12 protein-coding genes and 1 pseudogene are annotated in these 11138 nt (G+C 55.7%); 9 read left to right on the top strand and 4 right to left on the bottom strand.

The features are described 5' to 3' along the window. Nucleotides 1-621: transposase (locus ACEW8N_RS11925; protein ID WP_373500050.1), on the bottom strand; the 621-nt coding region annotated here is incomplete at its 3' end. Between the two features lie 716 nt (nucleotides 622-1337). Between ACEW8N_RS11925 and ACEW8N_RS11920 the strand changes: the two genes are divergently transcribed. Continuing rightward, on the top strand, nucleotides 1338-1571 hold the full coding sequence (locus tag ACEW8N_RS11920) for a hypothetical protein (protein ID WP_373500049.1): 234 nt from the start codon (nucleotides 1338-1340) through the stop codon (nucleotides 1569-1571). Nucleotides 1572-1752: 181 nt separating this feature from the next. On the opposite strand, the gene ACEW8N_RS11915 is transcribed toward ACEW8N_RS11920, so the two are convergent. Together ACEW8N_RS11915 and ACEW8N_RS11910 are read right to left on the bottom strand one after the other, a co-directional pair. Continuing rightward, nucleotides 1753-2037 (bottom strand): hypothetical protein, encoded by a 285-nt coding sequence (locus tag ACEW8N_RS11915; RefSeq protein WP_373500048.1) that lies wholly within the window; start codon nucleotides 2035-2037, stop codon nucleotides 1753-1755. 88 nt (nucleotides 2038-2125) lie between these two features. Continuing rightward, a pseudogene (locus tag ACEW8N_RS11910) lies at nucleotides 2126-2448 on the bottom strand (MgtC/SapB family protein). 531 nt (nucleotides 2449-2979) lie between these two features. On the opposite strand from ACEW8N_RS11910, the gene ACEW8N_RS11905 reads away from it, so the two are divergent. The 8 genes from ACEW8N_RS11905 to ACEW8N_RS11870 all read left to right on the top strand — a co-directional run bounded on the left by ACEW8N_RS11905 (nucleotide 2980) and on the right by ACEW8N_RS11870 (nucleotide 9183). Continuing rightward, nucleotides 2980-3144, top strand: a complete 165-nt coding sequence (locus ACEW8N_RS11905; RefSeq protein ID WP_373500047.1) for a hypothetical protein — start codon at nucleotides 2980-2982, stop codon at nucleotides 3142-3144. A gap of 30 nt (nucleotides 3145-3174) precedes the next feature. Continuing rightward, nucleotides 3175-3789: a hypothetical protein gene (locus tag ACEW8N_RS11900; protein WP_373500046.1), complete on the top strand. Its 615-nt coding sequence runs from the start codon at nucleotides 3175-3177 to the stop codon at nucleotides 3787-3789. A 160-nt stretch (nucleotides 3790-3949) separates the two neighbouring features. After that, nucleotides 3950-4378, top strand: coding sequence for an OsmC family protein (locus ACEW8N_RS11895; RefSeq protein WP_373500045.1), 429 nt, complete (start codon nucleotides 3950-3952; stop codon nucleotides 4376-4378). A 355-nt stretch (nucleotides 4379-4733) separates the two neighbouring features. Then, complete coding sequence (locus ACEW8N_RS11890) at nucleotides 4734-4973, top strand: hypothetical protein (protein ID WP_373500044.1); 240 nt, start codon at nucleotides 4734-4736, stop codon at nucleotides 4971-4973. 118 nt (nucleotides 4974-5091) lie between these two features. Further along, the gene (locus ACEW8N_RS11885; protein WP_373500043.1) at nucleotides 5092-6306 is read left to right on the top strand and encodes an extracellular solute-binding protein; all 1215 of its coding nucleotides are present in this window, start codon (nucleotides 5092-5094) and stop codon (nucleotides 6304-6306) included. Then, nucleotides 6303-7205 carry a carbohydrate ABC transporter permease gene (locus ACEW8N_RS11880; RefSeq protein WP_373500042.1) on the top strand — a complete coding sequence of 301 codons (903 nt, stop codon included), beginning with the start codon at nucleotides 6303-6305 and terminating at the stop codon, nucleotides 7203-7205. The genes ACEW8N_RS11885 and ACEW8N_RS11880 overlap by 4 nt, the downstream gene beginning before the upstream one ends. Further along, nucleotides 7202-8032 carry a carbohydrate ABC transporter permease gene (locus ACEW8N_RS11875; protein ID WP_373500041.1) on the top strand — a complete coding sequence of 277 codons (831 nt, stop codon included), beginning with the start codon at nucleotides 7202-7204 and terminating at the stop codon, nucleotides 8030-8032. The genes ACEW8N_RS11880 and ACEW8N_RS11875 overlap by 4 nt, the downstream gene beginning before the upstream one ends. 2 nt (nucleotides 8033-8034) lie before the next feature. Beyond that, the gene (locus ACEW8N_RS11870; RefSeq protein ID WP_373500040.1) at nucleotides 8035-9183 is read left to right on the top strand and encodes an ABC transporter ATP-binding protein; all 1149 of its coding nucleotides are present in this window, start codon (nucleotides 8035-8037) and stop codon (nucleotides 9181-9183) included. A gap of 207 nt (nucleotides 9184-9390) precedes the next feature. On the opposite strand, the gene ACEW8N_RS11865 is transcribed toward ACEW8N_RS11870, so the two are convergent. Further along, nucleotides 9391-10791 (bottom strand): PAS domain S-box protein, encoded by a 1401-nt coding sequence (locus ACEW8N_RS11865; protein ID WP_373500039.1) that lies wholly within the window; start codon nucleotides 10789-10791, stop codon nucleotides 9391-9393. Nucleotides 10792-11138: the final 347 nt, after the last annotated feature.

Raw genomic sequence — 11138 nt, 5'->3', positions numbered from 1 at the left:
CATGAATTCGGGCGCCCCATTGGAGTCATGGACGTTCCCCGGCCGATGGTACACATCGAAAAATTGGCCGGTCTGCGCCACTGTGCAGAACAAAGGGTAATAACTTCGGGCGCCCTTTTTTGCTTTGTTGAATCCGACGGCTGTGCCTTCTGCGTGGCCCTTGGTGGATAGGACAGAGCCATCGAAATCGAAGGTCAGACGTGAAAAACCTTCACGTTGAAGGCCTCCAATCACCAGGGAGCGGGATAATCCTCGATAATTTTCAGCACTTTGTGTTTCCATCTTGGCAAGATTGCGTGAAATCGTTGAAACATCCAAGATTTTGCGCAATCCCATTATCCGAAGAACAAGAGGATCATCACGGTAATAATCGATCTCCCTTAAACGCCGGAAACCCAACAACAGATGGACGATGAGCAGCATCACAACCAAATGGTACCCGAAAATGGGAGAAACTTTCAAATGATCGAAGCAGTCCTTGAGCTTTTTCTTCAAGTCGAGGCGCTTGAAGAGCCTCTGAAAAACCAGTAAACCGGAGAAGGAAGTGAGTTGCTGATCCTCGAACCGGATCATCGGAATTTTGTGGAACTTTGCATGAATTTGTGATTTGCTGGATTTCACTTGCGGTGGCCTCCTGAATAGGGTTTTAAGTTGTCGTCGTAAACAATTTATACCCACTATTCTCGGGCCTCCGCAAGCTTCTTTTTCATTTCTTCCCCACAAATTTATGCAACTACAGGGTATACATGGCCGCCCATACCGCCCGGCGGATTGTTTCGTTCCCCGGCACCCGGAGCCTTGGGGTATTCTTCCGGTGCCTTTACATTTTCTTTTTCAAGGGCTGCTCGTCGATCTTTTTCTCCTTCTTTGACACGATCACGGCATTCTCCCTCACATTGACCCGTAACATCTCTTTTCGGCATTGTTTCTGGTATACGTTGCCTCCTTTTTCCAGTGGTTGAAGATTGATAGTATTTTGTTGCCGATGAATGAATTCTAAGGCATGCAATCGTATATGTGAATACGGTGTTTCAGGCATATCGGCCGTATGGATGGCTTATTGAAACGGGAAACACCCTTTATCGGAATAACAGATCCGTCACCTAAAACCGCCCGGAACTGGCGCATTCCGATAGCCCCGAACATCCTCGAACCGAAATTTCTTTTCTCTGGCAAACAACCGGTCACGCGTTTCCCGACATAACCAAAATACGCTTCAACCTGCATGGGTATGGGGCCTTGCCCCTATTTTTTTTTCGCGCCCCATGCGGTTAGGGTAGAAAAATTCTGTAGGTGGATGGACACAGCATCACAGGCGTGAATGAAATCAAAAATGGATGAAAAGAAAAAAGGAATATTATGGAATTAGAAAATGTTATGGAATTTCTGAAAACTACTTTTTGGAACAACGGGGTGAAAGACTGGGTGGCGGCTCTGGCCGTTGCCCTCGCCGTGCTGATTTTTTTTATGTTGTGCCACCCCAATTAAGGCCCAGTTATCAGGCTCTTTTGAAACACCCTGCCCAAAATGAGGAATATGACACTAAGTCTATATCTTTCATTAGTGACTGAATTTAAACTCATTTCTTTATTAGAGAAGGCGTGCAAATTGGGTCCCCAAGATCCGTTATAATCAGATTTATTTCCTTTCTGTGCGTCTGCAGTAAACACGCTGTTTATTGCAGACGATGGTCTGGCGATGATATGTGACAACCTGCTCTGAAAATAAAACCGATATTCTTGATAAGGTCTATTAGAATTTTGATTTAGCTGATTTTACTGCATTTTCCATAGATTCCCAAGCGTTTTCAATCCCTTTTTTCAGATCCTCCCAAGCGCTCTCTCCAGCGTCACGCAATTTTTCAGCTCTCTGTTCAACAGTTTTTCGTTTTTCCTTGAGATCTTCGATCTGCTCTTGATATTCGGCTCGCTTGTCCGCCTTCGCTGCATCGAGTTTGGCTTTCAGCTTATCGATCTCAGCATTCCATTCATCCAACTTTGCATGTAATTTCTGAACATAAGCGTCTTTTTTTGACATGGTATTATCCTTTCTTTTGTCTATGCGGGTTGACGGGAGTTGTCTTTACGATTGAAGCACTTCCCCGGATCCCACCTCCTCGCTTTTTTTATGTCTTACGCTGCGTTGGGTGAACCTGTTCATCAATTTTATCCTTGATCCGTCCGATCATAAAAAGCGTCAGGATATTGATGGCGCTCAACACCAGCGCGATCTCCAGGCGACTATACGCCACCGCGATTACAATAGCACCGGTATTCCAGATGCTCGCGGCGGAAATCATTCCCCCGACATTGTCTTCTTTTTTGAAAATCGTCCCGCCGCCGATAAAGCCGATACCGGTGTTACATCCTGAGGCACCCTTGCTTCACCGTCCGTGGTATCTATGACTGAAATGCCAACCAGCATGAAACCGCAGGACACGACTGCCATCAGCGGAAAGGTACGCAGACCGAACTGCTGTTCGCTGAGAAGACGGTTGAGTCCTATGGGCAGTGGCCAGCGCGCAAGCCACAAACAGGCGAATCAGGCGGGAAATGACCTGCGGCCAATCGATTGAAAACATATCAGCGGAAGACATGGCAAATCCTCATTCTTCAAAGACATTGCAAATCTTTTCGATCGTTCTAAATAGAGTACGGTCGAATACAAAAATCGTCAATACAGCTGATCCTGTAACTACCTATAAAAACATCGGTATTCGAGAGGGAAATACATCTTTCCGAGGGCGAAGATATGGTCGACACCTCATGGAACGCGACTGAATTTTGCTATAAGGGTGTTATAAAATCCAAAAAAATCAGGTGAAGCAAAAAGATATGTTTGGGGCATTTTTCTTCAAAGAAGGCGAGAGGACCAGCGATCGCATCACGGGTATCATACGGCATGCCAGCAAAACAAGCTTCGACCTTCCGGCGTGGTCATGTCGACATGCGTTATGGTCGACACCGAGAGGTGTTCATCATGAATGCAAAAGATACTCAAGAACGCAAAGAACCAAAAGGCAGAGAACCCTTAGGGCTTTCAGGTAAAACGGCACTGAATGATTCGCATGTCGAAACGCTGGCAGGCGCTGGCGGCGAAAAAGGCAAGAACATCCAGCAGCAGGCTGAAGAACACGAGGTCTAACAATCCCAAAAGTACGGTGTTTTCGGAGGTGTGTTTACGCCGACCTTGTTGACCATTTTAGGCGTCATTTTATTCTTGCGTGAAGGCTGGGTGGTGGGTAACGCCGGACTGGCCGGCGCGTACCTCATCATTGGGATGTCCTTTGCTATCACGGGCTGCACCAGTCTATCGATGGCCTCATTCGTAACAAACATCCGGGTAGGGCCGGGAGGGGCGTTCTCAATGATTTCGAAGTCATTGGGCCTGGAAATCGGCGGCGCCATCGGCGTACCCCTTTACTTTTCCCAGGCTCTTGCGGTGGTCATGTACATATTTGGCTTTCGTGCAGGATGGGAATGGGCGGCTGCCGCGATGCGGTTTCCCGCGTTTTCCGCCCTGGTTGTCGACTTGACCGTTTTTATCGTCATATTCGGTATCACGCTTTTCAGCACCCGCCTTGCGTTCCGGTTGCAGTATTTCATTCTGGCCGTGATCATTATGGCGCTCCTGTCCGTCGGGATTGCTGCCGTTCACGGACCGATGGAAAACCCGATCGTGTGGTGTCGTGGGACCGAAGCAGGTGTTCAAGGAGGAAAAGGACGGTCGACTGTTGCGGGACCATCGCGCTTCGCGATGAATCGCTTCCGGCACTCCGCTCCGGAATAAAAAATTCCCCTTTGGCAATGCAGGAATCGCCCAATACAGATCGGCTGGGACGCATATACATTTAACACCCCACTGCAGCAGCAGCGCCGGTATGCTTATCTTCCTGTATCTGTATCAAAGGACCAATATTATAAAACCCAACTGACAAAGGAGAAATGCCATGCCCAAAAGAAGCGCTCACGCACGATGGATTGGAACACTGCAGCAGGGCAAAGGAACCCTGTCACTGGAAAGCGGTGCATTCGAAGGATCCTACTCCTTTGCAACGCGGTTCGAAGATGCTCCGGGGACCAACCCAGAGGAGCTGATCGGTGCAGCCCACGCCGGCTGCTTTTCGATGGCTCTCTCCATGCTGCTCGAAAAGGCTGGATATCCGCCCAAGGATATCCAGACCCGGGCCGACGTCACGATTGAGAAAGTCGACGACGGTTTCAAGATTACCCGCATCGATCTGACGACCCGGGCCGAAGTGCCCGGTATGGATGTCGATTCGTTCCGACAACAGGCGAATGCGGCCAAGGAGGGCTGCCCGGTGTCCCAGGCCCTGGCCGGCACCCAGATCAGCCTGTCGGCGGAGTTGAAAGTATGATATCGATATGAAACCCATCAGCGAACGGTCCTTACTGATAACCGGGTCTACCGACGGCATCGTCAGAATCACCGCCCTACCCGTAAAATCGATGCCGAATGTAGGGTTGACCCAATTGCCAGGAATACGTTCCGAACGCTATACCATTTTTCTGGAAGCTGGAGTCTGCGAAAATCCAATGAAAAACCCGACAGTTTTGCTCCTTTTCTGCCGACCACCCGAGGGTGCAGAAGACTCCTCCCGGGGCTGTCCGTGAAAGCGAAAGGACATAAGTCCGTGGAAGAGGATGCCACCTTCCCGCGATGACTTGAAACAAACCGTCTTTTAACCGAGACATTCGAGGAAGGAGTGCTTTATGAAGGTTCAAAACATCCGAACACCTGTAAAAAACATCATTGACCGCGAGGCGCTGATGCAGCTGAAGCGATGCGCCGCCTGCGGGAACCCCTTCAATTTAGGGGAGACGGTGGTTCTTGCCTGCGGAGGCTGGGAGGGACCGCCGAAGTGGATCCATGAAAATGAAGCTCTGTTTGATGAAAAAATCGGCAGCTATATCGAACGCAACTGCCTGAAAGCAAGGCAGATCAACGATTAGTCGCCAACGGGGACCGCACCATCCCGACAAAGCGGCACTGTTGCGCGCTCTTGTCCTCCTGGTATTCCTCTCGGTGGTGCCGGGGTGCGGCGATGCGCCCGCGCCCGGGGATACCCCCATGATCGAGGTCTGGGCACACGCCGGTCAGAAGCGTGAGCGCGCTGTGCTCCTGGACCAGGTGTCCCGCTTCAACGCCGCCCATCCCGACCTTCAGGTCCGCCTGACCCTGATCCCCGAGGGAAGCTACAACGCCCAGGTCCAGGCCGCCGCAGTGGCGGGCGAGCTGCCCGACCTGCTGGAGTTCGATGGGCCCTTCCTCTATGCCTATGTCTGGCAGGGACGGCTGCGGGCGCTGGACAGCCTGCTGCCCGAGACCCTGCTTTCCGACCTAATCCCGTCGATCATCACCCAGGGCACCTACCACGGCCGTCTCTGGTCGGTGGGCACCTTCGATTCCGGTCTCGGGCTCTATGCCGACCGCACCCGTCTCGACCGGGCGGGAATCCGCATCCCCACCTTGGCGCAGCCGTGGACCCTCGCCGAATTCACGGGAATTTTCGAACGGCTGGCCGCCGATGACCCGGACGGACAGGTGATGGACTTGAAGCTCAACTACGCCGGCGAGTGGTACACATATGCTTTCTCGCCGATGATCCAGTCGGCGGGCGGCGATCTCATCGACCGGGAGGGCGAAGGCCGGGCGGCGGGCATCCTCAACGGCCCGGAGGCGGTGGGGGCTATGGGGGTCATTCAACGCTGGATCGATGACGGGCGGGTTGACCCTAACATCGACGATGCCGCCTTCACTTCGGGGCGCGTGGCGCTGGCCCTGGGCGGCCACTGGAACGCGTCGCAATACCGCGAGCATCTCGGCCGCGACCTGATGCTGCTGCCCCTGCCCGACTTTGGCCGAGGTCCCCGGACGGGCCAGGGTTCCTGGAGTTGGGCCGTCACGGTGGAGAGTGCGCGGCCCGAAGCTGCGGCGAGATTTCTCGCCTTCCTGCTGGGACCGGAGGAGGTGCTCACCATGACCGACGCTAATAACGCCGTCCCGGCGAGCCGGACTGCCGTGTCCCGTTCCCCACGTTACCGCGCCGACGGACCACTGCGCCTGTTCGCGGAACAGCTTGAAGGGGGCTTTGCCGTTCCGCGGCCTCGCACACCGGCCTATCCCGTGATCACAGTGGCTTTCCAGAAGGCTTTCGACCGCATCCGGAGCGGCGGCGACATCCAGGCGGCCCTTGACCGCGCAGCAGTGGTGATCGACGACGAGATCGAGGACAATCAAGGTTATCCGCTCATCGGTCGCGCCCGGGATGAGGCGAAGCGATGAACAGATGCCGCAGGTTCGGCGACCAGACGCCTGTCGCCCTGCTGATGGCGGGCCCGGCCGTGACGGGGCTTATCCTCTTCATCCTCGCGCCTTTTCTGACTGCGCTGATGCTCGCCTTCACCAACCTGCGCCTCGGCTCACCGCTGCCGCTGGCCTTCGTCGGCCTCAAGCAGTTCCAGCGCATTCTCACCGACCCTGATTTCTGCCACGCCCTCGCCAACACTCTGGTCTTCGCACTGGGGGTGGTGCCGCTGCAGACGCTGCTGGCCCTTGGACTGGCCCATCTTGTGAACCAGGGACTCAGGGGCACGGTGGTGTTCCGGATCCTCTTTTTCATGCCGGTGGTCTTTCCTATGTCGCTGGTTGCAGTGATCTGGATACTCATTTACGCACCCGGCCCGGGGGGGATGATGAACGCCTTCCTCGACCTGCTGACCATGGGCCGATGGGAGGCCCGAGACTTCCTGCGGGATCCCGTCCTGGCGCTGCCCTCGATCATGCTTCTCTCCATCTGGCAGGGGGCAGGGTTCCAAATGGTGATCCTCCTTGCCGGACTCCAGGGGATCCCTGAAGAACTTTACGAAGCGGCTGCTTTAGACGGCGCAGGATCCTGGCATCGCTTTCGCCATGTTACCCTGCCCCAGCTTCGCAATCCACTCATCTTCGTCATGCTGATCACCACCATCCTCGCCTTCCGCCTATTCGACCAGGTGCAGATCATGACCCGCGGCGGGCCGGACACCGCCACCACCACGGTGATGTATGAGGCGGTGCAGGCCGTTTTCACCCGCCAGCAGGTGGCCCGCGCCAGCGCCATGACGGTGGTCTTCTTCGTCCTGGTGCTGGTGGTCACGTGGGTCCAGCGGCGCCTTGCGCGCCAGGAGCGGGAGGTAAAATGAAGCGGATCCTGGACGCCGCCCTCATCTATGGGGCCCTCGCGGTGCTGGCGCTGCTGTTCGTGGCGCCTGTAGCCATGATGGTGGCGGGGAGCCTGAAGCCTGATGAACGGGTGTTGGTCGAAGCCGGAACCGCGGCCGCCTTCGTGCCCGCCGAGCTTTCCCTGCAAAACTACATAGACGTCTTCGCCCGCACCGAATTCATGCGGTTTTTCTTCAACTCGCTTTTCATCACCGGGTCGATCGTCGTCTGCGGCCTGCTGGTCAATTCCCTTGCCGCCTATGCCTTTGCGCGCCTCCGCTGGCGCGGCCGCAACCTCTGCTTCAACCTCATTATGGCGCTGATGATCCTTCCCTTTGAGGCGATCGCAGTGCCGCTTTTCTACGGGATTTCCATCCTGGGACTGCGCGATACCTATGCCGCGCAGATCCTGCCGTTCATTGCCAACGCCTTCTCCATCGTCCTGTTTTACACATTTTTCATCGGCCTGCCCCGGGAGCTGGAAGAGGCAGCGCGCCTCGACGGTGCCGCCACCCTGCGCATCTTCTTCAGCATTATCGTGCCCAACGCCCGGCCGGCCTTCGCCAGCGCGGCGATCCTTTCGTTTCTCATGTGGTGGGGGACCTACCTGTGGCCGATGATGGTCACTATCGGCCCGCGGGTGCGCCCCCTGCCGGTGGCCATTGCGGCCTTCTACACCCTGCCGCCGCTCCAGTGGGGCGACATCCTCGCCTTTGGCGTGATGATGGTGGCGCCGGTGCTGCTGGTGTTTCTGATCTTTCAACGCGGCTTTGTGCGCGGCGTTGCCGCCTCGGCCATCAAGGGGTAATCATGTCCTCGATCGTTTTTGACCAAGTATGGAAGCGCTACGCCGGTGGCGCGCCGGTCATCGACCGCATGGACCTTGCGGTTCACGACGGCGAAATGTTGGTGTTGGTGGGCCCGTCAGGATGCGGCAAGTCCACGGTGCTGCGCATGGTGGCGGGCCTGGAGCCGGTGAGCGGCGGCGAAATCCGGATCGGCGGACGGGTGGTGAACGATCTGCCGCCGCAGCAGCGCAATGTGGCGATGGTGTTCCAGAACTATGCCCTCTACCCGCACATGACGGTGCGCCGCAACCTGGAATTCCCCCTTAGGATGCAGAAGTTGCCGCGGAAGGAGATCGCCCGGCGGGTGGCGCGGACTGCCGAGATGCTCGACATCGCCATGCTGCTCGAACGGCGCCCCAAGGCCCTCTCCGGCGGCCAGCGCCAGCGCGTGGCCATGGGCCGTGCCATCGTGCGCGATGCCGATGTCTTCCTGATGGATGAGCCGCTTTCCAACCTCGACGCAAGGCTGAGGGTGCATATCCGCACCGAGATTGCCGCCCTCCAGGCGCGGCTTGGCATCACCACCCTCTATGTCACCCATGACCAGGTCGAGGCCATGACGCTGGGCGAGAGGGTGGCGGTGATGCGCGCGGGCAGGCTTGAGCAGGTGGCGCCGCCCCGCGAACTCTATGCTCACCCCGCCAGCGTCTTCGTGGCCGGCTTCATCGGCAGCCCTGGCATGAACGTGCTTCGCGCCTCACTAGAATCAGACCGCGGCGACCTCGCCGTCCGGTTGGGCGGATTCCGGCTGGCGATGCCCGAGGATTTGCGCCATCGCCGCCGGGGCCTCGAAGCATGGACCGGCCGGGAACTCCTTGTCGGCATCCGCCCCGAGGCGATCGCTCTGGCCGATGATGACCAACCCAACGCCATTCCGGCGGAAGTGCGTGCCGCCGAATTCATAGGTCATGAGACTGTTCTCCATGCTACCGTTGAGATGGCCACCGTCTCCACCGATACCAAAATGCCCGGCACCGCAATCGGGGCGGCCCCGACCCTCGCCACAGTGCTCCATGGACACCGGCCGCTCCGTCCCGGTGAGCCGTTGCGACTCAATATCGATACCAGCGGCCTGCATTTCTTTACCCCCGGCGGCAAGACCATCGAATAAACCCGAATGCACGCCTGTCCCGACGGATGTGGATGTGTTGGAACAATTTGACAACGCTCGAGCAGGGAGGTCTTCCTAAAATAATCACGTGCGCAGATTATCAGATTGGTTGAAATGGCGTGGGGGCTGCCAAACAGGCACCTGGAAGTGGCCATGAGAGGGCCGTTGCATGAGTTTGGTTTAAAGATGGCATCATGCATCGATGACTCACGTGATGCGGAAGATTGCCGATATCCGGGTTCCCGAACCCGCTGAGGATTGAATCCGAAACGTTCCATCGCTGATCTCAACCCGCTCCCTCATGCTGCGCAGCCCATAGCCCGAAAGCGGGTCGTTTCTTTCAAGAGCCTCCTCGACATCAAACCCGCATCCATTGTCGTGGACCTCCAGCTCAACGGTATTGCCGATCCGCGTCAAGCGCAGACTGACCTTGGTTGCCCCGCTGTGCTTGTGGATGTTGTTCAAGGCTTCCTGCGCCACCCGATAAAGTACGATTTTCAGAGGGTCGGGCAAATCCATCTCTTTGATTTCAATCTCCTGGGATATCTTGACGTGGGGATAAACTTCCTTCAGTTTTCGGACGTAGGCCGCGAGCGTCGGCAGCAGTCCAAGATCGTCCAGGGTCAGGGGTCGCAGGCCATTGGAAATGCGCTTGGTCTCCTTAATGGTGTCGGCCAGATATGCGATGATCGTTTCAAAGGGCATTTCATCATCCGCAGGAGGTTCACCCATGGCCATGATCCGGCCCTCCAGGCTGAACTTGATGGCCGCAAGGCTTGCAGCGATGCTGTCATGAAGTTCCTTTGCCACCGACTGCCGATCACTTTCCAGCATTTCCAGGGTCTTCCTGGACAGCCGCCGGACAGCTTCTTCGGCCTGTTTTCGTTTGGTGATATCAAGGCCAATGCCGATCCGGATATTTTCGGTCAGCGGCGCATTGGCCCAGGACGTTTCGAGCACATCGTTGTTTCGACAGTGCATACGAAAGTCCTGGCAGTCCGCCCTGTCGCTCATCATGAAATCCATCGCCCGACGGCGGTCGACAGGGTCGGGATAGCATGATGCCACCATGTCGTTGCTGCGGGCTTCCGCAAGAGACCATCCGAGCGTGTCTTCGAAGGCGCGGTTGACGAATAGTACATTGCCGGAAGCATCGTAGCAGCAAATCATCACGGGTGCCTTGTCAAGGATGATCTGGAGTGATTCGGTGATGGTTTCCAGCTCATCGGTTCCGATGTCGATAATATTGTAAAGCTGGTTCTTCACCTTGCCGAGTTCGTCCTGATCCTTTTTGCGCTTCGTGATGTCCATTCCAACGAAACCGTAAAATGTTGAGCCATCCACCCCATCCGTCATCGGGAAGATTCGACATTCCAGCCAGACCGTGGGCATAGGGGACCGGAGTTGACATTCGAAAGTGAATACCGACGCTGTACCCGGATCTGATTTATGGCACATCAGATAGCGTTCCAGGCGGCCGTCCGAGGCGATGAATTCGTCAAGTGGCCTGCATTTCAAAAGGCCCGAGGGCATGTTGAACAAATTGGCAATGCTGCGGTTTGACATGTTGAAGATGAGCTTGTCATCTTTCAGTTCCAGAATGGCCATCTGATGATCCACGGTATTGAAAAAGTCGATCAACAGGTGCTCGGTGTTCTTGAGGCGGCAATTCATGGTCCCCTCCATATGCCTTGGGTTCATGCGTTTATGCGTTTATGAATGGCCGTTCAAGTACGCATTTTGAATGATTCTGACTGAAAAGACAACATAAGAAGCAACGCCGAAACCCATCACTTTTTTGGCTGTCGATTTTGTATAGACATAATGATTGACAGTTAACATCCGAGCTGCTCGATCATCCAGCTCTGCGCAACGCGCAGAGACCCATCATGGGCTCCGACGAGTTTTTGAGGACCCATTCTCGCCCATGATGAGTCTCTGCTGGCTGCATCGGA

This window comes from Desulfococcus sp. (assembly GCF_041737845.1).
Classification (GTDB): Bacteria; Desulfobacterota; Desulfobacteria; order Desulfobacterales; family Desulfococcaceae; genus Desulfococcus.
Note: the sequence above shows the minus strand (reverse complement) of the source record. Positions and strands in the feature narration are given on the sequence as shown.